Origin of the sequence: Bacillus stercoris, from assembly GCF_029772985.1 — a bacterium.
GTDB lineage: Bacteria > Bacillota > Bacilli > Bacillales > Bacillaceae > Bacillus > Bacillus stercoris.
On record NZ_CP121861.1, the window covers coordinates 1,969,127 to 1,989,563 of the forward strand.

The 20,437-nt window shown below is 44.1% G+C and carries 23 protein-coding genes; 22 read left to right on the forward strand and 1 reads right to left on the reverse strand.

What is annotated here, in order from left to right; translation table 11 throughout:
- Positions 1-76: 76 nt before the first annotated feature.
- The 17 genes from trpE (at position 77) to ypjB (ending at position 15,967) form a co-directional block, all read left to right on the forward strand.
- On the forward strand, positions 77-1,624 hold the full coding sequence (trpE, locus tag QA442_RS10400; RefSeq protein ID WP_095431516.1) for an anthranilate synthase component I: 1,548 nt from the start codon (positions 77-79) through the stop codon (positions 1,622-1,624).
- The gene (trpD, locus tag QA442_RS10405) at positions 1,596-2,612 is read left to right on the forward strand and encodes an anthranilate phosphoribosyltransferase (RefSeq protein WP_095431517.1); all 1,017 of its coding nucleotides are present in this window, start codon (positions 1,596-1,598) and stop codon (positions 2,610-2,612) included. Before trpE ends, trpD begins: the two co-directional genes overlap by 29 nt.
- Complete coding sequence (gene trpC, locus QA442_RS10410; protein WP_095431518.1) at positions 2,605-3,357, forward strand: indole-3-glycerol phosphate synthase TrpC; 753 nt, start codon at positions 2,605-2,607, stop codon at positions 3,355-3,357. Before trpD ends, trpC begins: the two co-directional genes overlap by 8 nt.
- A gap of 4 nt (positions 3,358-3,361) precedes the next feature.
- Positions 3,362-4,009, forward strand: a complete 648-nt coding sequence (locus QA442_RS10415) for a phosphoribosylanthranilate isomerase (RefSeq protein WP_095431519.1) — start codon at positions 3,362-3,364, stop codon at positions 4,007-4,009.
- Positions 3,990-5,192, forward strand: coding sequence for a tryptophan synthase subunit beta (trpB, locus tag QA442_RS10420; RefSeq protein WP_095431520.1), 1,203 nt, complete (start codon positions 3,990-3,992; stop codon positions 5,190-5,192). The genes QA442_RS10415 and trpB overlap by 20 nt, the downstream gene beginning before the upstream one ends.
- The gene (gene trpA, locus QA442_RS10425; protein WP_014664403.1) at positions 5,185-5,988 is read left to right on the forward strand and encodes a tryptophan synthase subunit alpha; all 804 of its coding nucleotides are present in this window, start codon (positions 5,185-5,187) and stop codon (positions 5,986-5,988) included. Before trpB ends, trpA begins: the two co-directional genes overlap by 8 nt.
- Before the next feature lie 10 nt (positions 5,989-5,998).
- On the forward strand, positions 5,999-7,081 hold the full coding sequence (gene hisC / locus QA442_RS10430) for a histidinol-phosphate transaminase (RefSeq protein ID WP_095431521.1): 1,083 nt from the start codon (positions 5,999-6,001) through the stop codon (positions 7,079-7,081).
- A gap of 48 nt (positions 7,082-7,129) precedes the next feature.
- Entirely contained in the window at positions 7,130-8,245 is a 1,116-nt protein-coding gene (locus QA442_RS10435) for a prephenate dehydrogenase (RefSeq protein WP_095431522.1), read from the forward strand.
- A gap of 11 nt (positions 8,246-8,256) precedes the next feature.
- Positions 8,257-9,543, forward strand: a complete 1,287-nt coding sequence (gene aroA / locus QA442_RS10440; protein WP_095431523.1) for a 3-phosphoshikimate 1-carboxyvinyltransferase — start codon at positions 8,257-8,259, stop codon at positions 9,541-9,543.
- Positions 9,544-9,892: 349 nt separating this feature from the next.
- Positions 9,893-11,164, forward strand: coding sequence for a tetratricopeptide repeat protein (locus QA442_RS10445; protein ID WP_069149783.1), 1,272 nt, complete (start codon positions 9,893-9,895; stop codon positions 11,162-11,164).
- 71 nt (positions 11,165-11,235) lie between these two features.
- A complete protein-coding gene (locus QA442_RS10450; protein ID WP_014664397.1) occupies positions 11,236-11,775 on the forward strand; it encodes a ReoY family proteolytic degradation factor in 540 nt (179 codons plus the stop codon).
- A 54-nt stretch (positions 11,776-11,829) separates the two neighbouring features.
- On the forward strand, positions 11,830-12,276 hold the full coding sequence (locus QA442_RS10455) for a YpiF family protein (RefSeq protein ID WP_069839229.1): 447 nt from the start codon (positions 11,830-11,832) through the stop codon (positions 12,274-12,276).
- 142 nt (positions 12,277-12,418) lie between these two features.
- Positions 12,419-12,922 (forward strand): Rieske (2Fe-2S) protein, encoded by a 504-nt coding sequence (locus tag QA442_RS10460; RefSeq protein WP_004398062.1) that lies wholly within the window; start codon positions 12,419-12,421, stop codon positions 12,920-12,922.
- 1 nt (position 12,923) lies between these two features.
- Positions 12,924-13,598, forward strand: coding sequence for a menaquinol-cytochrome c reductase cytochrome b subunit (gene qcrB, locus QA442_RS10465; RefSeq protein ID WP_003225560.1), 675 nt, complete (start codon positions 12,924-12,926; stop codon positions 13,596-13,598).
- 34 nt (positions 13,599-13,632) lie between these two features.
- Positions 13,633-14,400, forward strand: a complete 768-nt coding sequence (locus QA442_RS10470; RefSeq protein WP_014664395.1) for a menaquinol-cytochrome c reductase cytochrome b/c subunit — start codon at positions 13,633-13,635, stop codon at positions 14,398-14,400.
- A 110-nt stretch (positions 14,401-14,510) separates the two neighbouring features.
- Positions 14,511-15,104: a lipoprotein heptaprenylglyceryl N-acetyltransferase LhaT gene (gene lhaT / locus QA442_RS10475; RefSeq protein ID WP_069839230.1), complete on the forward strand. Its 594-nt coding sequence runs from the start codon at positions 14,511-14,513 to the stop codon at positions 15,102-15,104.
- A 68-nt stretch (positions 15,105-15,172) separates the two neighbouring features.
- Complete coding sequence (ypjB, locus tag QA442_RS10480; RefSeq protein ID WP_071578019.1) at positions 15,173-15,967, forward strand: sporulation protein YpjB; 795 nt, start codon at positions 15,173-15,175, stop codon at positions 15,965-15,967.
- Between the two features lie 41 nt (positions 15,968-16,008).
- Here ypjB and QA442_RS10485 read toward each other — a convergent pair whose 3' ends face one another.
- Positions 16,009-16,881 (reverse strand): YitT family protein, encoded by an 873-nt coding sequence (locus tag QA442_RS10485; protein WP_003230635.1) that lies wholly within the window; start codon positions 16,879-16,881, stop codon positions 16,009-16,011.
- A 140-nt stretch (positions 16,882-17,021) separates the two neighbouring features.
- On the opposite strand from QA442_RS10485, the gene QA442_RS10490 reads away from it, so the two are divergent.
- The 5 genes from QA442_RS10490 to bshA are packed head-to-tail and all read left to right on the forward strand — an operon-like array spanning position 17,022 to position 20,434.
- Positions 17,022-17,357, forward strand: a complete 336-nt coding sequence (locus QA442_RS10490) for a nucleotide pyrophosphohydrolase (protein WP_014664392.1) — start codon at positions 17,022-17,024, stop codon at positions 17,355-17,357.
- Between the two features lie 11 nt (positions 17,358-17,368).
- Entirely contained in the window at positions 17,369-18,172 is an 804-nt protein-coding gene (gene dapB / locus QA442_RS10495) for a 4-hydroxy-tetrahydrodipicolinate reductase (protein ID WP_014664391.1), read from the forward strand.
- A gap of 15 nt (positions 18,173-18,187) precedes the next feature.
- A complete protein-coding gene (gene mgsA, locus QA442_RS10500; protein ID WP_014664390.1) occupies positions 18,188-18,601 on the forward strand; it encodes a methylglyoxal synthase in 414 nt (137 codons plus the stop codon).
- The gene (gene bshB1, locus QA442_RS10505; protein ID WP_095431524.1) at positions 18,594-19,304 is read left to right on the forward strand and encodes a bacillithiol biosynthesis deacetylase BshB1; all 711 of its coding nucleotides are present in this window, start codon (positions 18,594-18,596) and stop codon (positions 19,302-19,304) included. The genes mgsA and bshB1 overlap by 8 nt, the downstream gene beginning before the upstream one ends.
- Positions 19,301-20,434 carry an N-acetyl-alpha-D-glucosaminyl L-malate synthase BshA gene (gene bshA, locus QA442_RS10510; protein WP_069839233.1) on the forward strand — a complete coding sequence of 378 codons (1,134 nt, stop codon included), beginning with the start codon at positions 19,301-19,303 and terminating at the stop codon, positions 20,432-20,434. Before bshB1 ends, bshA begins: the two co-directional genes overlap by 4 nt.
- Positions 20,435-20,437 lie beyond the last annotated feature (3 nt).

Sequence of the window (20,437 nt, forward strand, 5' to 3'; positions counted from 1 at the left end):
TTGGGTTTATTTGTTATATAATATTTTATCCTCTCATGCCATCTTCTCATTCTCCTTGCCATAAGGAGTGAGAACATTGAATTTCCAATCAAACATTTCCGCATTTTTAGAGGACAGCTTGTCCCACCACACGATACCGATTGTGGAGACCTTCACAGTCGATACACTGACACCCATTCAAATGATAGAGAAGCTTGACAGGGAGATTACGTATCTTCTTGAAAGCAAGGACGATACATCCGCTTGGTCAAGATATTCGTTTATCGGCCTGAATCCATTTCTCACAATTAAAGAAGAGCAGTGCCGTTTTGCTGCCGTTGATCAGGACAGCAAATCTCTTTACACGGGAAATGAACTAAAAGACGTACTGAACTGGATGAATGCCACATACAAAATCAAAACACCTGAGCTTGGCATTCCTTTTGTCGGCGGAGCTGTCGGGTACTTAAGTTATGATATGATCCCGCTGATTGAGCCTTCTGTTCCTTCGCATACAAAAGAAACAGAAATGGAAAAGTGTATGCTGTTTGTTTGCCGGACATTAATTGCGTATGATCATGAAACCAAAAACGTCCACTTTATCCAGTATGCAAGGCTCAATGGAGAGGAAACAGAAAACGAAAAAATTGATGTGTTCCATCAAAATCATCAAGAGCTCCAACATCTCGTCGAAAAAATGATGGACCAAAAAAACATAAAAGAGCTGTTTCTCTCTGTTGATTCATACAAGACACCCAGCTTTGAGACAGTATCTTCTAATTATGAAAAATCTGCTTTTATGGCTGATGTAGAAAAAATCAAAGGCTATATAAAAGCAGGAGATATCTTTCAGGGCGTTTTGTCACAGAAATTTGAGGTTCCGATAAAAGCAGATGCTTTTGAGTTATACCGAGTGCTTAGGATCGTCAATCCTTCTCCGTATATGTATTATATGAAACTGCAAGACAGAGAAATAGTCGGCAGTTCTCCGGAACGGTTAATCCACGTTCAGGACGGGCACTTGGAAATCCATCCGATTGCCGGTACGAGAAAACGCGGTGCAGACAAAGCCGAAGATGAGAGACTGAAAGTTGAGCTGATGAAGGATGAAAAAGAAAAGGCGGAGCATTACATGCTCGTTGATCTTGCCCGAAACGATATCGGCAGAGTAGCAGAGTATGGGTCTGTTTCTGTGCCGGAGTTCACAAAAATTGTCTCCTTTTCACATGTCATGCACATTATCTCGGTGGTTACAGGCCAACTGAAAAAAGGGGTCCATCCCGTTGATGCACTGATGTCTGCTTTCCCGGCGGGGACATTAACAGGAGCACCTAAAATCCGTGCCATGCAGCTTTTGCAAGAGCTCGAACCAACACCGAGAGAGACATACGGAGGGTGTATTGCCTACATTGGGTTTGACGGGAATATCGACTCTTGTATTACGATTCGCACGATGAGTGTAAAGAACGGTGTTGCATCGATACAGGCAGGTGCTGGCATTGTTGCTGATTCTGTCCCGGAAACCGAATACGAAGAAAGCTGTAATAAAGCCGGTGCGCTGCTGAAAACGATTCATATTGCAGAAGACATGTTTCATAGCAAGGAGGATAAAGCTGATGAACAAATTTCTACAATTGTGCGTTGACGGAAAAACCCTTACAGCCGGTGAGGCTGAAGCGCTGATGAATATGATGATGGCAGCGGAAATGACTCCTTCTGAAATGGGCGGTATATTGTCTATTCTTGCTTATCGGGGCGAGACGCCAGAAGAGCTTACGGGTTTTATGAAGGCAATGCGGGCACACGCTCTTACAGTCGATGGACTTCCTGATGTCGTTGATACATGCGGAACCGGGGGAGACGGTATTTCCACTTTTAATATCTCAACGGCATCGGCAATTGTTGCCTCGGCAGCTGGCGCGAAAATCGCTAAGCATGGCAATCGCTCTGTCTCTTCTAAAAGCGGGAGCGCTGATGTTTTAGAGGAGCTAGAGGTTTCAATTCAAACTACTCCTGAGAAGGTCAAATCAAGCATTGAAACAAATAATATGGGATTTCTATTTGCGCCGCTTTATCATTCGTCTATGAAACATGTAGCAGGTACTAGAAAAGAGCTAGGTTTCAGAACGGTATTTAATCTGCTCGGACCGCTAAGCAATCCTTTGCAGGCGCAGCGTCAGGTGATCGGGGTCTATTCCGTTGAAAAAGCTGGACTGATGGCAAGCGCACTAGAGTCATTTCAGCCGAAGCATGTCATGTTCGTATCAAGCCGTGACGGTTTAGATGAGCTTTCAATTACAGCGCCGACCGACGTGATTGAATTAAAGGACGGAGAGCGCCTGGAATATACGGTTTCACCCGAAGATTTTGGTTTCGCAAATGGCAGACTTGAAGATTTACAGGTGCAGTCACCGAAAGAGAGCGCTTGTCTCATTCTGAATATTTTTGAAAATAAAAGCAGCAGTTCCGCTTTATCTATAACGGCTTTTAATGCGGGTGCTGCGATTTACACGGCGGGAATTACCGACTCACTGAAGGAAGGAACGGAGCTGGCCTTAGAGACGATTACAAGCGGAGGCGCAGCTGCGCAGCTTGAACGACTAAAACAGAAAGAGGAAGAGATCTATGCTTGAAAATATCATCAAACAAAAGAAAGAAGAAGTGAAAACGCTGGTTCTGCCGGTAGAGCAGCCTTTCGAAAAACGTTCATTTAAAGATGCGTTGGCAAGCCCGAATCGGTTTATCGGGCTGATTGCCGAAGTGAAAAAAGCATCACCGTCAAAAGGGCTGATTAAAGAGGATTTTGTCCCTGTGCGGATTGCAAAAGACTATGAAGCTGCGAAGGCAGATGCGCTTTCCGTTTTAACAGACACCCCGTTTTTTCAAGGGGAAAACAGCTATTTATCAGATGTAAAGCGCGCTGTTTCGATTCCTGTACTCAGAAAAGATTTTATTATTGATTCTCTTCAAGTGGAGGAATCAAGGAGAATCGGTGCGGATGCCATATTGTTAATCGGCGAGGTGCTTGACCCCTTACACCTCTATGAATTATATCTTGAGGCAGGCGAAAAGGGGATGGACGTGTTAGTGGAGGTTCATAATGCATCAACGCTAGAACAAATATTGAAAGTGTTCACACCTGATATTCTCGGCGTAAATAACCGAAACCTAAAGACGTTTGAAACATCTGTAAAGCAGACAGAACAAATCGCATCTCTCGTTCCGAAAGAATCTCTGCTTGTCAGCGAAAGCGGAATCGGTTCTTTAGAACATTTAACATTTGTCAACGAACATGGGGCGCGAGCTGTACTTATCGGTGAATCATTGATGAGACAAACTTCTCAGCGAAAAGCAATCCATGCTTTGTTTGGGGAGTGAGGTTGTGGAGAAACCGGAATTAAAATATTGCGGTATTCGGTCACTAAAGGATTTGCAGCTTGCGGCGCAATCACAGGCTGACTATCTTGGCTTTATATTTGCTGAAAGCAAACGAAAAGTATCTCCGCAAGATGTGAAAAAGTGGCTGAACCAGGTTCGTGTCGAAAAAAAAGTTGCAGGTGTTTTTGTTAATGAATCAATAGAGAGGCTGTCACGCATTGCTAAGGACTTGAAGCTTGACGTCATTCAACTTCATGGTGATGAAAACCCGGCGGATGCTGATGCGCTTCGCAAGCTGACAGATTGTGAAATTTGGAAGGCGCTTCACCATCATCATAATACAACTCAAGAAATAGCCTGCTTTATAGATAATGTGGACGGCTTTGTGATTGATTCATCTGTAAAAGGGGCTAGAGGCGGAACTGGTGTTGCATTTTCATGGGATTGTGTGCCGGAATATCAGCGGGCGGTGATTGGTAAACGCTGTTTTATCGCTGGCGGGGTGAATCCGGATAGCGTCACAGGCCTATTGAAATGGCAGCCGGCAGGAATTGACCTTGCCAGCGGAATTGAAAAAAACGGGCAAAAAGATAAAAATCTGATGAGGCTTTTAGAAGAAAGGATGAACCGATATGTATCCATATCCGAATGAAATAGGCAGATACGGTGATTTTGGCGGGAAGTTTGTTCCGGAAACACTCATGCAGCCGTTAGATGAAATAGAGACAGCATTTAAACAAATCAAGGATGATCCTGTTTTTCGTGAAGAATATTATAAGCTGTTAAAGGACTATTCCGGACGGCCGACTGCATTAACATATGCTGATCGAGTCACTGAATACTTAGGCGGCGCGAAAATCTATTTGAAACGAGAAGATTTAAACCATACAGGTTCCCATAAAATCAATAATGCGTTAGGCCAAGCGCTGCTTGCTAAAAAAATGGGCAAAACGAAAATCATTGCTGAAACGGGCGCCGGACAGCACGGCGTTGCCGCTGCAACAGTCGCAGCCAAATTCGGTTTTTCGTGCATTGTGTTTATGGGCGAAGAGGATGTTGCCCGCCAGTCTCTGAACGTTTTTCGCATGAAGCTTCTTGGTGCGGAAGTAGTGCCTGTAACAAGCGGGAACGGAACATTGAAGGATGCTACAAATGAGGCGATCCGTTACTGGGTACAGCATTGCGAGGATCATTTTTACATGATTGGATCGGTTGTCGGTCCGCACCCTTATCCGCAAGTGGTCCGCGAATTTCAAAAAATGATCGGAGAGGAAGCGAAGGATCAGCTGAAACGTATTGAAGGCGCTCTGCCTGATAAAGTAGTGGCATGTGTAGGCGGAGGAAGCAATGCGATGGGGATGTTTCAGGCATTTTTAAACGAAGATGTTGAACTGATCGGAGCTGAAGCTGCAGGAAAAGGAATAGATACTCCTCTTCATGCCGCCACTATTTCGAAAGGTACCGTAGGGGTTATTCACGGATCATTGACATATCTCATTCAGGATGAGTTCGGGCAGATAATTGAGCCTTACTCTATTTCAGCAGGTCTCGACTATCCGGGGATCGGTCCTGAGCACGCTTACTTGCATAAGAGCGGCCGTGTCACTTATGACAGTATTACAGATGAAGAAGCGGTGAATGCATTAAAGCTCTTGTCAGAAAAAGAGGGGATTTTGCCGGCAATCGAATCTGCCCATGCGTTAGCGAAGGCATTCAAACTCGCCAAAGGAATGGATCGCGGTCAAATCATTCTCGTTTGTTTATCAGGACGGGGAGATAAGGATGTCAACACATTAATGAATGTAATGAAAAATGAGGTGAAAGCCCATGTTTAAATTAGATCTTCAACCATCAGAAAAATTGTTTATCCCGTTTATTACGGCTGGCGATCCAGTGCCTGAGGTTTCGATTGAACTGGCGAAGTCTCTCCAAAAAGCAGGCGCCACAGCACTGGAGCTTGGTGTTCCATACTCTGACCCGCTTGCAGACGGCCCGGTGATACAGCGGGCTTCAAAGCGGGCGCTTGATCAAGGAATGAATATCGTAAAGGCAATCCAATTAGGCGGAGAAATGAAAAAAAACGGAGTGAATATTCCGATTATCCTCTTTACGTATTATAATCCTGTGTTACAATTGAACAAAGAATACTTTTTCGCTTTACTGCGGGAAAATCATATTGACGGTCTGCTTGTTCCGGATCTGCCACTAGAAGAAAGCGCCAGCCTTCAAGAGGAGTGTAAAAGCCATGAGGTGACGTATATTTCTTTGGTTGCGCCGACAAGTGAAAGCCGTTTGAAAACCATTATTGAACAAGCCGAGGGTTTCGTCTACTGTGTATCTTCTCTGGGTGTGACCGGTGTCCGCAATGAGTTCAATTCATCCGTGTACCCGTTCATTCGGACTGTGAAGGATCTCAGCACTGTTCCGGTCGCTGTAGGGTTCGGTATATCAAACCGTGAACAGGTCCTAAAGATGAATGAAATTTGTGACGGTGTCGTAGTAGGAAGTGCGCTCGTCAGAAAGATAGAAGAATTAAAGGACCGGCTCACCAGCGCTGAAAAGAGAAAACAAGCGCTGCAGGAATTTGAGGAGTACGCAATGGCGTTTGGCGGCTTGTACAGTTTAAAATGAGGTGACTGATTTGCGTATCAAAGAACATTTAAAACAGCTGAAGCCTTATCAGCCTGGTAAGCCAATCGAAGCAGTGAAATCAGAATATGGCTTGGATAAAGTTGTGAAGCTTGCTTCAAACGAGAATCCGTACGGCTGTTCGGAGGCTGCAAAAGAGGCGCTTCATCATGAAATTCAACAGCTTGCCCTTTACCCAGACGGGTATAGCGCCGCTTTGCGGACAAGGCTCAGTAAGCACCTTAATGTCAGCGAAACATCACTTATTTTCGGCAACGGTTCTGATGAAATCATTCAAATCATTTGTCGGGCATTTTTAAACGATAAAACAAACACGGTAACTGCTGCCCCCACTTTTCCGCAATATAAACATAATGCGGTCATTGAAGGTGCTGAAGTACGTGAAATCGCACTTCGTCCTGACGGCTCACATGATCTAGACGCCATGTTAGAAGCGATCGACGAACAGACACAAGTCGTTTGGATATGCAGCCCAAATAATCCGACTGGCACTTATACATCTGAAGGAGAAATACTCGCATTTCTGGAGCGCGTTCCTTCACGTGTCCTTGTCGTCCTTGACGAAGCATATTATGAATATGTAACAGCCGAGGATTACCCGGAAACCGTGCCGCTCTTAAGCAAGTATTCCAATTTGATGATTTTGCGCACATTTTCAAAAGCATATGGTCTGGCAGCGCTCAGAGTCGGCTTCGGAATTGCTGACGAGAATCTGATTCGCCAGATTGAGCCGGCGAGAGAGCCGTTTAATACGAGCCGTCTGGGCCAGGCTGCGGCGATCGCAGCACTTGATGATCAAGCGTTTATTGCTTCCTGTGTCGAGCAAAATAATGCAGGCCTTCAGCAGTATTATGATTTTGCGAAGACTCATGGTTTAAAGTGCTACCCTTCACAGACAAATTTTGTGTTAATGGACTTTAAACGCCCTGCTGATGAACTGTTTCAGGCTCTGCTGGAAAAAGGCTATATCGTCCGGTCAGGAAATGCGTTAGGTTTCCCGACATCACTCCGGATTACGATCGGAACAAAAGAGCAAAACGAAGAAATACTTGCCATTTTAGCTGAAATTTTATAAGAGGTGATCAAATATCACCTCTTTAGTCTATAAACCAGGTGATGACGTATGAATCAAAAGAAAGATACAATATTGCTCGCCGGTCTCGGATTGATAGGCGGTTCGATTGCGCTAGCGATCAAAAAAAATCATCCCGGCAAACGGATTATCGGAATCGACATCTCTGATGAACAGGCGGTTGCCGCATTAAAATTAGGTGTGATAGACGATCGTGCTGATTCGTTTATGAGCGGTGCTAAAGAGGCATCTACAGTCATCATTGCGACACCAGTCGAACAAACGCTGGTTATGCTTGAAGAGCTGGCTCATTCAGGAATTGAACATGAGCTTTTGATTACGGATGTGGGAAGCACAAAGCAAAAAGTGGTTGATTATGCTGATCAAGTGCTGCCTAGCCGCTACCAATTTGTCGGAGGGCATCCGATGGCGGGTTCACATAAATCAGGGGTGGCCGCTGCGAAAGAATTCCTATTTGAAAATGCATTTTATATTTTAACACCAGGCCAGAAAACGGATAGACGAGCGGTAGAACAATTGAAAAACCTGCTGAAGGGGACAAATGCCCATTTTGTGGAAATGTCACCAGAGGAACATGATGGCGTCACGAGTGTTATTAGTCATTTTCCGCATATTGTCGCAGCAAGCCTTGTTCACCAAACCTACCATTCGGAAGACCTTTATCCGCTTGTTAAGCGTTTTGCTGCCGGCGGGTTCAGAGATATTACAAGGATTGCATCGAGCAGCCCGGCAATGTGGCGGGATATTCTGCTACATAATAAAGATAAAATCTTGGATCGTTTTGATGAGTGGATTCGTGAAATTGACAAGATCCGTACATATGTAGAACAAGAAGATGCAGAAAATCTATTTCGTTATTTTAAAACAGCTAAGGATTATCGCGACGGGCTGCCGCTTCGGCAGAAAGGAGCGATACCGGCATTTTATGATTTATATGTGGATGTTCCCGATCATCCGGGTGTGATATCCGAGATAACGGCGATCTTAGCTGCGGAGCGCATCAGCATCACGAATATCCGCATTATTGAAACACGAGAGGATATTAACGGGATTTTAAGGATCAGTTTTCAGTCTGATGACGATCGCAAACGGGCAGAACAATGCATTGAAGCCCGAGCGGAATATGAAACTTTTTATGCTGATTGAGGTGGAAAAAAATGAAACAAGAAAAGGTGCAGGCTTTACACGGAGAAATACATATTCCCGGTGATAAATCCATTTCTCACCGCTCTGTTATGTTTGGCGCGTTAGCGACAGGCACAACAACAGTTAAAAACTTTCTGCCGGGAGCAGATTGTCTGAGCACAATCGATTGCTTTAGAAAAATGGGTGTTCAAATTGAGCAAAGCGGCAGCGATGTCGTGATTCACGGAAAAGGAATCGATGCCCTGGAAGAGCCAGAGTGCCTTTTAGATGTCGGAAATTCAGGTACAACAATTCGCCTGATACTCGGAATATTGGCGGGTCGTCCTTTTTACAGCGCGGTAGCAGGAGATGAGAGCATTGCGAAGCGTCCAATGAAGCGTGTTACTGAGCCTTTGAAAAAAATGGGGGCTAAAATCGACGGCAGAGCCGGTGGAGAATTTACACCGCTGTCAGTGAGCGGCGCCTCATTAAAAGGCATTGATTATGTATCACCTGTCGCAAGCGCGCAAATTAAATCTGCTGTTTTGCTGGCCGGATTACAGGCTGCGGGCACAACAACTGTCACAGAGCCCCATAAATCCCGCGACCACACTGAGCGGATGCTCTCTGCTTTTGGCGTTAAGCTTTCTGAAGATCAAACAAGTGTTTCCATTGATGGAGGCCAGAAACTGACAGCTGCTGATATTTTTGTTCCTGGAGACATTTCTTCAGCCGCGTTTTTCCTTGCTGCTGGCGCGATGATTCCAAACAGCAGAATTGTATTGAAAAACGTTGGGTTAAATCCGACTCGGACAGGTATTATTGACGTCCTTCAAAACATGGGGGCAAAACTTGAAATCAAACCATCTGCTGACAGCAGTGCAGAGCCTTATGGAGATTTGATTATAGAAACGTCCTCTCTCAAAGCAGTTGAAATCGGAGGAGATATCATTCCGCGTTTAATTGATGAAATCCCTATCATCGCGCTTCTTGCGACTCAGGCGGAAGGAACGACCGTTATTAAGGACGCGGCAGAGCTTAAAGTGAAAGAAACAAACCGCATTGACACTGTTGTTTCTGAACTTCGCAAGCTAGGTGCTGAAATTGAACCGACAGCAGATGGAATGAAGGTTTATGGCAAACAAACGCTGAAAGGCGGCGCAGCAGTGTCCAGCCACGGAGATCATCGAATCGGAATGATGCTTGGTATTGCTTCCTGTATAACAGAGGAGCCGATTGACATCGAGCACACGGATGCCATTCACGTTTCTTATCCAACCTTCTTCGAACATTTAAATAAGCTTTCCAAAAAATCCTGAAGTTTTACTTCAGGATTTTTTTTGCAGATTGACTGGAAGAATCATAATTCGAGGCAAAAAAACATAGCTTGTCTTATAGAGAGGAAAGAAAAACGAAAAGGGGGGATGCGCTTTACTGACAAGCCGGCAGGTCAAAGAGCTGCTTTACTGTACAGAGGGCGATCTTCCTTTTTTTCATTTTCTATCTCAAGATCTTTTGGTAAACTAATAAGACTCAATAATTCCCTTCCGTACAGCAAGCATCTTATTTGCCGGGGGCATTCGTCTGAATTATGATAAGATTAACCCGAACAAATAAAGCTTTTTTGTATGGTTGATGTTGTATAGGAAAAGAAAGGACCGGTCCGATTTGAATACATTAATTCAAGAAGCCATAAAATTAGTTGAAGCAGGTGAAACAGAAAAAGGTCTCAATACGCTCTCGAAAGCCGAAAAACAGCTGCATGATGAAGATAAAGCGATTGCAGCCCAGCTTTATTACGAGTGGGGCGATGTAGAAAAAGCCATTTCACTGATTAGTGATTTACATGATTTATACCCAAATGAAACAGAACTGACGAATTTCTACGCTGAACTTTTAATAGATATTGACGAAGAAGAAAAAGCTCTTGCTGTGCTGGAGACTATTCCGGAAACAGATCCATCATATCCGGAAAGTTTGCTGCTTATGGCGGATCTTTATCAGATGCAGGGATTATTCGAAGTCAGTGAACAAAAGCTTTTACAGGCAAAGTCCATTCTGGCCAATGAACCCGTTATTGATTTTGCACTGGGGGAACTTTACTTTACTCAGGGAGCCTATGCAAAAGCGGTTCAATATTTTAAAACAACGGCTGAGGAGAAGAGTGAGATCGGAGGCGTTAATGTCCATCAAAGACTGGCAGAATCGTTAAGTGCCTCAGGTGAATTTGAGGATGCCATTCCATGGTACGAGAAAGCTGTTGATGAGAGTCCTGATCCTAATACGATTTTCGGCTATGGGTTTACAGCCTTACAGGCGGGGCTTGTAAAAACGGCTATTAAGCAGCTGTCTGATTTAAAGGAGCTTGATCCATCTTATTCTTCACTGTATATGCCGCTCTCAAAAAGCTATGAAGCTGAAGGAATGTATGAAGAGGCATTAAAAACGGCAAAAGAGGGTATCAGATTTGATGAATATAACAAAGAACTTTTCCTTTATGCCGCTAAAATGGCCCTGAAAATCGGGAAGTCAGAAGAGGGGAAAAAGCTGCTACAGGAGGCGCTTGCGCTTGATCCGGGATTCGTCGAAGCCCTTCATACACTTCTTGCCGTGTATCATAAAGAAGAGGATTATGAACAGATCATTGATCTTATTCAAGAGGTTCGCAGCTACGGTGAAGAAGATCCGAAATACAATTGGTATCTTGCAAGCGCATATACTGAATTAGAGCAATACGAGGAAGCAAAACAATCCTTTGAGGCTGCCTATCTTCATTACCGGGAGGATAGAGATTTCTTATATGAATACGCAAGCTTCCTATTAGAAGAAGGCCTTCAAAAAGAAGCGCTGCCGCTTTTGAAAAAGGTTCTTGAAATGGACGGAGCCAATGAAGAGCTGGAAGAAACGATTTTGCGAATCGAGGATGAATTTTCGAGATAAGCAGGAATATTAACCGTTCATGTGGAACATATAAGTATATAGATTATACGAACGATAGAGGAGGGAATTACATGCAGACCCCTGTTTCTGTCAATGAGAAAAAGGATTTTATCCGTTGGTTTTTAAACCATTATCAGTTAAAGCGCCGAGAGTGCGTTTGGATCTTGAACTACTTAATGAGCCATGATTCTCTCATGGAAAAGGTTCATTTTGTGGAGCAGGCTGAATTTTGCCCGAGAGGCATTATAATGTCAACACATTGTGTTGAAGAAGTTCCGTTTCGGTTCTATAAAGAGAATGTCATGACTACCGACGCGGAAAAATCTTTTCATGATATTAGATTAAATAAACAGCAGGATTTGTTTATCCAGCTTAATTTCCGTTCGGCCTACAGCTCACCTGAGTATGCGGCGGTGCTGGAGTCCAATCCGCATATGCCGAAAGATCTTTTTGAGAATAAAAAAGACCAGGGGTTGGCGGAACAGATTTTGGAGCACGCCATTTCCACATTCCAAAGAGAAAAATTATTAAAAGACATTGACGACGCGTTAGATCGTCATGATAAAGAAGCATTTGAACAATTATCGCGCCAGTTGAATCAGCTCACATAATATGACCAGCCTTGCAGCGTATTGCAAGGCTTGTTGCCGTAAAGGGGGAGAACAATGAGGTGGAGAATCACTGATGCCAAGGACTATTTACAAGCTAAGGATTACATTGATACCGCTGTCATTCCATTAATTAACATAAAGGTGGATAACCATTTTAAAATGGCGGCGGAGAAAGGCGAGTTTACACAGCTTCTCTCAGAGGAATTGGAAAGGCAGTTAAAGGGACGGGTATATTTACTGCCTCCTTATACATATGTTGATAGAAATGACATAACCGTTCAAGGGCTTAAGGATTTGCGGGAAGAGCTGCTAACGGAATTTTCGCATGTTGTCCTGCTCACATCTGACGAAAATTGGAGAACTGAGGATACGTTAGGCAAAATGATTGTAACACCGTCTGTTCCATTAGAGCATTTAAATGACTCTTTAAAAAGAAAAATATTGGATGAACGCACTGCTGAAATTTTGAACGTTTTGTTACAGTTATGGAGCACTTCATAAAAACACTTACATTTCCTCATAAACAATATTTTGGCTATATTGACCTTGCTGAGAGATTCATATATTATGAGGGTGTCTAGAGTTATTGCAATATTTTCTATTTTAGTCAGTTTGCAGGGGTGACCTAGAGGGGGGAGAAGAGATGGGCGGAAAACATGATATATCCAGACGTCAATTTTTGAATTATACGCTCACAGGCGTAGGAGGTTTTATGGCGGCTAGTATGCTCATGCCTATGGTTCGCTTTGCACTCGACCCGGTATTAAAATCGACAGGGAAGCAGGACATGGTTCAGGTTGTCAGCGTTGATGAGTTGACAAAAGAGCCGCAGCGCTTTGATTTCAAAATTAATCAAGTCGATGCCTGGTATGAGTCCGAAGAGTCAAGATCAGCCTGGGTCTTCAAAAACGGGGATGAAATTGTAGCACTTTCGCCAATTTGTAAACATTTAGGGTGTACGGTGAACTGGAATAGTGATCCTAAAAACCCGAATAAATTCTTTTGTCCATGCCATTACGGACTCTATGAAAAGGACGGCACCAATGTCCCTGGCACGCCGCCGCTTTCGCCTCTTGATCATTACGAGCAAGAAGTAAAAGACGGCTTCCTGTATCTTGGAAAAGCAAAGCCTAAGGGGGAAGGGTGACATGCTGAACAAAATTTATGACTGGGTAGATGAGCGGCTTGATATTACACCGATGTGGAGGGATATTGCCGATCACGAAGTACCGGAACATGTGAATCCCGCCCATCATTTCTCTGCGTTTGTGTATTGCTTTGGGGGACTGACGTTTTTTGTAACCGTTATCCAAGTATTATCTGGAATGTTTTTAACGATGTATTATGTGCCTGATATCAAAAATGCCTGGGAATCGGTATATTATTTGCAAAATGAAGTGGCTTTCGGCCAGATTGTCAGGGGGATGCACCATTGGGGTGCGAGCTTGGTCATTGTGATGATGTTTTTACATACGCTGAGGGTCTTTTTCCAAGGTGCGTACAAAAAGCCGCGCGAGCTGAACTGGATTGTCGGTGTGCTGATCTTTTTTGTCATGCTCGGTCTTGGTTTTACAGGCTACTTGCTTCCTTGGGATATGAAGGCACTGTTTGCAACAAAAGTCGGGCTGCAGATCGCCGAAGCCACACCTTTGATCGGGACGCAAGTTAAAACGCTCCTTGCAGGGCATCCGGATATTGTAGGCGCCCAAACGCTGACTAGATTTTTTGCGATCCATGTATTCTTTCTTCCTGCCGCATTGTTCGGGCTGATGGCAGCACATTTTATTATGATCCGGAAGCAGGGGATTTCAGGACCGCTTTAAACTCTTGATCTGCGAATAAAAGGGAGGGAATGACATGCACCGGGGCAAAGGGATGAAATTTGTAGGCGACTCAAGGATACCGGCTGAAAAAAAGCCGAATATACCGAAGGATTATTCGGAGTATCCCGGTAAAACAGAGGCTTTCTGGCCAAATTTCTTGTTAAAGGAATGGATGGTTGGAGCTGTCTTTCTCATCGGTTTTCTTGTTTTGACGATTGTGCATCAGCCGCCTTTAGAGCGGATGGCTGACCCGACTGATACTGGTTATATTCCGCTGCCGGATTGGTATTTTCTTTTCTTATACCAGCTGTTGAAGTATGAATACGCCGCCGGAAGCTTTACAGTGGTCGGCGCCATGATTATGCCAGGTCTCGCTTTTGGAGCCCTGCTTTTGGCTCCATTCTTAGACAGAGGGGCAGAAAGAAGGCCGTGGAAGCGTCCGGTCGCTGTCGGTATGATGCTTCTGGCCATTTCCGCAGCTGTATTTTTGACGTGGCAGTCAGTGGCTACTCATGACTGGGCCAAGGCAGAGGAACAGGGGAAAATCACAAAAGAGGCCGACATTGACACCAATACAGAAGGATATAAGATTTTTAAGGAACAAGGCTGTATTTCTTGCCATGGGGATAACCTTCAGGGAGGAGCGGCTGGACCTTCATTGGTTGACAGCGGGCTGAAACCGGAAGAAATCAAAAAGATCGCAGTAGAAGGGAAAGGCAAAATGCCGGCGGGTGTGTTCAAAGGAAATGATAAGCAGCTCGAAGAACTTGCGAAATTTATTTCTGAAACAACCGCAAAATAACGTATTGTGAATTGTCAAATGGAAGGATATACTTTTATTATCAAAAGCTGACCCGGCGTCAGCTTTTTTATATGGACACATTATTTTTACAGACTGAGAGTTGATTTGATGTGAAATGGTTTCAATATGTATTAGGACAGCGGCCGATGCTTATTCTTGTCTTAGCCATTAATTTTCTGGGAACGGTTTACGGCTACTATTGGTACTTGCCGCAGCTCCTAGAGACACCGGCCCGTTTCCTGGTTTTTGTTCCAGATAGTCCGACAGCAACGTTTTTCTTTCTGTTTGTGCTGCTTGCCTTTATCATGAAACGGAATGCTCCGCTCTTTGAAGCGCTTGCGCTAGTTACTCTCGTAAAGTATGGCCTATGGGCGGTCGCTATGAATTTTCTTGTGCTTGCAGTAACTGGTGACTTGCCTTGGGAGGGCTACATGCTAATTGCTTCGCATTTTGCAATGGCAGTGCAAGGCGTATTATACAGTCCGTATTTTCGTTTTTCATTTTGGCATCTTTCAATTGCTGCAGTCTGGACACTGCATAACGATGTCATTGACTACTTGTTTAATATGATGCCGCAGTACTCTATGCTTTCTAATTATATGACTGAAATAGGGTACGGAACATTTTGGCTAAGCATCTTTTCAATCGGGCTTGCTTACTTCCTTGTGATCTCGAAAAAGCAAACGAAGCTTGAGCTGATGTGAAGACAATGTTGGTCTATCCTTGTCCCTTTCTTCATATTCTGTAAGGAGAGAGAGTGGGAGGGACCTGCATGAAACGAAAGCTGACGATCTGTTTGTTGATTGCTCTTATTTTTTATAATGGAAATGCCAAGGCTGCAGAGCGGGGAAGCCTCGAGGAATTGAATGATTTATCCGATACGGTCTTTCAAATGACCCGTCAGTCGAAATATGAAGAGGCGCTGCAAGTCTTGGGTTATTTTGAGAAAACATTAAAATCCGCTGAGAAAAAACAGCAAGATTCCATGCTAACAGGAGCCCAAATCCGTCAAATCACACTGGGCTATAATGATATGGTTCGAAGTTTAAAGCAGGCTGATACATCAGACACGCAAAAACTCAGAGCAGCCGCGCAGTTCAGAATGCTGATGGATGCGGTTGACAACCGATCTGACCCGCTTTGGGGTTCACTGGAAAAACCGATTATGGAAGCCTTTACTGAGCTGAAGCGAGATGTCCAAAAGAATGAAAGCACTAGCTTCCATGAAAAATGGAATGAATTTATCAGTTTATATGATTTGATTTACCCAAGTCTTACAATCGATGTATCAGAGGAAAAGCTTGAAACAGTCGGAAAACATATAGATGTTATTGAACAAGGGGAATTTCAACAAATGACAGAGAGCACGAAGCTTGAACGGCTTTCCCTTCTTCAGCATGACCTGAAAAATTTGTTTGACAGGGCGGAGGAGGATGATGCCGATCCGTCTTTACTCTGGGTGATGATTACAACCGGCAGTATCATCATTACAGCCCTCACCTATGTCGGCTACAGAAAGTACAAGGCGGAAAAAAACAAGCTGAAAAAACGGGACTACCCTAAATAAGGATGAGGGGCGGCGGTCAGCCGCCTTTTTTCTATTACATGTCAGCGTGGAAGCGGATTTTTATTTTCATCAAGCGTAAATCCTTCTCCGAGCACATCGTGGACATCGCTTACGGCTACAAAGGCATGAGGGTCAATGGAGTTAATCACGCTTTTCAGCATCACCAATTCGTTTTTCGGCACCACACAATAAAGTACATCTATATCCTCTTTTGTGTAGGAACCTTGTCCTTTCAAAATAGTGACGCCCCGTTCCATTTCTTCAAGGATCTTTTTCTGAATCAGGTCGTTTTTCGAAGAGATGATCGTAGCGCCTTTAGCAGCGTAGCCGCCTTCCTGAATAAAATCGATTAATCTTGCCGCTACAAATACAGCTACCAGCGTATACATCGCTTCTTTATAGGAGAGATAAGTAAGCAAAGACAAAATGATGACGCAGGCATCGAAAGCAAACATCGTTCTGCCCATCGGGATTCCAAAATACTTATTCACTAAACGTGCGATGATATCAACACCGCCTGTCGTACCGCCGAACTTGAAAATAATTCCCAGTCCGGCTCCAATGAATACGCCGGCAAATAAAGCGGCGAGCGCTAAGTCGTGCTGAAGGGGCATATGGATTTCATATCGCTGAAAGATGCTGAGGAACAAAGACAAGGCCACAGTGCCGACAAGGGTATAAACAAACATTGTCCTGCCGAGCAAACGCCAGCCAATAAAAAAAATCGGAATGTTTAACACCAGGTTCGAGATAGAGGGGCTGATGTGGAAAAGAGCATAAAGCAAAAGTGTAATACCTGTAAAACCGCCCTCAGCCAGATTGTTCTGCATATTGAAATGAACCAAGCCAAATGAAAAAATTGCCGCTCCGATTAAAATGAAAAATATGTTTTTTAATCTAATTTCTCCAAGCATCACACAAAACCCCTTTTCCTTCCATTAGATAGCGTTTATATTATAGTGGATGAAAAAGAAAACAGCAAACGTGCTTAAACATTTGTCAAACGTATCTGAATTAGCTAACATGTAAGAGGATGATAGGAGGTTTCGTTTCAGTGAGTGATAAAACAATGAAAGACATACAGGCTGAAGTAGACCGTTACATCGGCCAGTTTAAAGAAGGATATTTCAGCCCGCTAGCCATGGTGGCAAGGCTGACTGAAGAACTGGGCGAGCTTGCCAGAGAAGTCAATCACCGCTACGGAGAAAAACCAAAAAAAGCGACTGAAGACGATAAAAGCATGGAAGAGGAAATGGGCGATGTGCTATTTGTATTGGTTTGTTTAGCCAACTCTCTTGATATCTCTTTAGAGGAAGCCCACGACCGAGTCATGCATAAATTTAATACAAGAGATAAAGATCGCTGGACCAGAAAAGAAGAAGGAAAGTAGAGGAGATCAAGATGTCAAACGAAACAATTAAAGTAGTCATTGCAGGACCGCGTGGAAGAATGGGGCAGGAAGCTGTTAAATTGGCAGAACGAACACCTCATTTTGACCTAGTCGGTGCTATAGACCATACATACGATCAGCAAAAATTATCTGATGTGATGCCTGTTGAGTCAGATGCTTTAATTTACACAGATATCCATGCCTGCTTTACAGAAACACAACCGGATGTCTTGATTGATTTAACAACGCCCGAAATCGGAAAAGTACATACAAAAATTGCATTAGAGCACGGCGTCCGTCCAGTTGTCGGAACAACCGGTTTCTCAGAAGCTGATTTAAAAGAGCTCACGTCCTTAACAGAAGAAAAGGGGATCGGAGCCATCATTGCTCCAAACTTTGCGCTTGGCGCGGTGCTGATGATGAAATTTTCAAAAATGGCTGCCAACTATTTTGAAGATGTAGAGATTATTGAGCTTCATCATGACCAGAAGCTTGACGCACCAAGCGGAACTGCGCTTAAAACAGCGGAAATGATTTCAGAAGTCCGTAAAGAAAAGCAGCAAGGACATCCAGATGAAAAAGAAATTCTCCCAGGAGCTAGAGGAGCGGAGCAAAACGGTATTCGCTTGCACAGCGTCCGTCTTCCGGGGCTGATCGCACATCAAGAGGTCATGTTCGGCATGGATGGCCAAACGCTTCAGATCCGACACGATTCTTATAATCGCGCTTCTTTCATGTCAGGTGTTAAGCTGTCAGTCGAACAAGTCATGAAGATTGATCAGCTTGTGTACGGACTAGAAAATATCATTGATTAGACGGGGGGAGAAACGATGAAAATTGCTTTAATCGCGCATGACAAGAAAAAACAGGATATGGTTCAATTTACGACTGCCTATCGGGATATTTTGAAGCATCATGATCTGTACGCGACCGGAACCACAGGGTTGAAAATTCAAGAGGCGACAGGCCTTCAAATTGAACGTTTTCAATCCGGTCCTCTAGGGGGAGACCAGCAAATCGGAGCATTGATCGCGGCTAATGCACTCGATCTTGTCATTTTTTTGCGCGACCCGCTGACCGCGCAGCCGCATGAACCGGATGTCTCGGCATTAATCCGGTTGTGTGATGTGTATTCCATTCCGCTCGCCACAAATATGGGTACTGCGGAAATTCTTGTCCGGACACTTGATGAAGGTGTTTTCGAATTCCGCGACCTTCTTCGGGGAGAAGAGCCGAATGTATAATGCTGACGTTCTTGCTTTCGGCGCCCACAGTGATGATGTCGAGATCGGAATGGGCGGCACAATAGCGAAGTTTGTCAAACAGGGAAAAAAAGTAATGATATGCGATTTGACAGAAGCGGAACTCTCTTCTAACGGTACGATCAGTTTGCGTAGAGAAGAAGCAGCTGAAGCAGCACGCATATTAGGCGCAGATAAAAGAATTCAGCTGACGCTTCCGGACCGCGGCCTAATGATGAGCGATCAGGCAATTCGGTCGATTGTTACAGTGATCAGAACCAACCGGCCAAAAGCGGTTTTTATGCCGTATAAAAAGGATCGCCATCCGGATCACGGCAATGCGGCTGCACTGGTGGAAGAAGCGATTTTTTCCGCTGGAATCCATAAATATAAAGACGAAAAAAGCCTTCCGGCGCATAAAGTCAGCAAGGTTTACTATTATATGATAAATGGTTTTCATCAGCCGGATTTTGTCATTGATATCTCGGATACAATAGAGGCAAAAAAACAAAGCCTCAATGCCTATAAAAGCCAGTTTATCCCGTCAAAGGATTCAGTTTCTACTCCACTGACGAATGGTTATATCGAGATCGTCGAAGCGAGAGAAAAGCTTTACGGTAAAGAAGCGGGCGTGGAGTATGCCGAAGGTTTCTTTTCCAAACGGATGCTGATGCTAGATCATGATGTTCTTGGGGGCGAACAATGAAAAAACTAAAAATAGGGATCACATGCTATCCGAGCGTCGGAGGCTCAGGTATCATTGCGACAGAACTGGGGAAGCAGCTTGCTGAAAAGGGACATGAAATCCATTTCATCACATCAAGCATTCCGTTTAGACTGAATACATATCATCCCAATATTCATTTTCATGAAGTTGAGGTTAATCAATATGCTGTTTTCAAGTATCCTCCGTATGATTTGACATTGGCAAGCAAAATCGCTGAGGTGGCGGAGCGGGAGAATTTAGACATTATCCATGCTCACTATGCTCTCCCGCATGCTGTTTGCGCCTATCTTGCAAAACAGATGCTGAAACGCAATATCGGCATCGTCACAACTTTGCACGGCACGGATATCACGGTATTAGGTTATGACCCGTCTCTAAAAGATCTGATCCGTTTTGCCATCGAGTCATCAGACAGGGTAACTGCCGTCTCTTCAGCGCTTGCAGCTGAAACATATGATTTAATTAAACCGGAGAAAAAAATCGAAACGATTTATAACTTTATAGACGAGCGCGTGTATCTGAAGAAAAACACAACAACAATTAAAGAGAAACATGGAATCTTACCAGATGAAAAAGTCGTCATCCATGTGTCCAACTTCAGAAAGGTCAAACGCGTGCAGGATGTCATTCGTGTGTTCCGTAATATCGCCGGTAAAACGAAAGCGAAGCTGCTTTTAGTCGGAGACGGTCCGGAAAAATCGACAGCCTGCGAGCTTATCAGAAAATATGGCTTGGAAGACCAAGTCTTAATGCTTGGTAATCAAGACCGTGTTGAAGAACTTTATTCTATTAGTGATTTGAAGCTGCTGCTGTCTGAAAAAGAAAGTTTTGGCCTTGTCCTTCTGGAAGCGATGGCTTGCGGGGTGCCTTGTATCGGAACGAACATTGGCGGTATCCCGGAGGTTATTAAAAACAATGTGAGCGGATTTTTGGTGGATGTCGGTGATGTTGCAGGCGCAACAGCCCGCGCGATGAGCATTTTAGAAGATGAACAGCTAAGCAGTCGTTTTACAAAGGCGGCAATAGAGATGCTTGAAAATGAATTTTCCTCCAAGAAAATTGTCAGTCAGTATGAACAGATTTATGCCGATTTAGCAGAACCGGAGTGATCA

Bases quoted from the DNA above. Each gene is read 5' to 3' on its own strand.
- trpD (WP_095431517.1), top strand. From the start codon at position 1,596: ATGAACAAATTTCTACAATTGTGCGTTGACGGAAAAACCCTTACAGCC.
- trpC (WP_095431518.1), top strand. From the start codon at position 2,605: ATGCTTGAAAATATCATCAAACAAAAGAAAGAAGAAGTGAAAACGCTG.
- trpB (WP_095431520.1), top strand. From the start codon at position 3,990: ATGTATCCATATCCGAATGAAATAGGCAGATACGGTGATTTTGGCGGG.
- trpA (WP_014664403.1), top strand. From the start codon at position 5,185: ATGTTTAAATTAGATCTTCAACCATCAGAAAAATTGTTTATCCCGTTT.
- QA442_RS10435 (WP_095431522.1), top strand. From the start codon at position 7,130: ATGAATCAAAAGAAAGATACAATATTGCTCGCCGGTCTCGGATTGATA.
- aroA (WP_095431523.1), top strand. From the start codon at position 8,257: ATGAAACAAGAAAAGGTGCAGGCTTTACACGGAGAAATACATATTCCC.
- QA442_RS10450 (WP_014664397.1), top strand. From the start codon at position 11,236: ATGCAGACCCCTGTTTCTGTCAATGAGAAAAAGGATTTTATCCGTTGG.
- QA442_RS10455 (WP_069839229.1), top strand. From the start codon at position 11,830: ATGAGGTGGAGAATCACTGATGCCAAGGACTATTTACAAGCTAAGGAT.
- QA442_RS10460 (WP_004398062.1), top strand. From the start codon at position 12,419: ATGGGCGGAAAACATGATATATCCAGACGTCAATTTTTGAATTATACG.
- qcrB (WP_003225560.1), top strand. From the start codon at position 12,924: ATGCTGAACAAAATTTATGACTGGGTAGATGAGCGGCTTGATATTACA.
- QA442_RS10470 (WP_014664395.1), top strand. From the start codon at position 13,633: ATGCACCGGGGCAAAGGGATGAAATTTGTAGGCGACTCAAGGATACCG.
- ypjB (WP_071578019.1), top strand. From the start codon at position 15,173: ATGAAACGAAAGCTGACGATCTGTTTGTTGATTGCTCTTATTTTTTAT.
- QA442_RS10485 (WP_003230635.1), bottom strand. From the start codon at position 16,881: ATGCTTGGAGAAATTAGATTAAAAAACATATTTTTCATTTTAATCGGA.
- dapB (WP_014664391.1), top strand. From the start codon at position 17,369: ATGTCAAACGAAACAATTAAAGTAGTCATTGCAGGACCGCGTGGAAGA.
- mgsA (WP_014664390.1), top strand. From the start codon at position 18,188: ATGAAAATTGCTTTAATCGCGCATGACAAGAAAAAACAGGATATGGTT.
- bshB1 (WP_095431524.1), top strand. From the start codon at position 18,594: ATGTATAATGCTGACGTTCTTGCTTTCGGCGCCCACAGTGATGATGTC.
- bshA (WP_069839233.1), top strand. From the start codon at position 19,301: ATGAAAAAACTAAAAATAGGGATCACATGCTATCCGAGCGTCGGAGGC.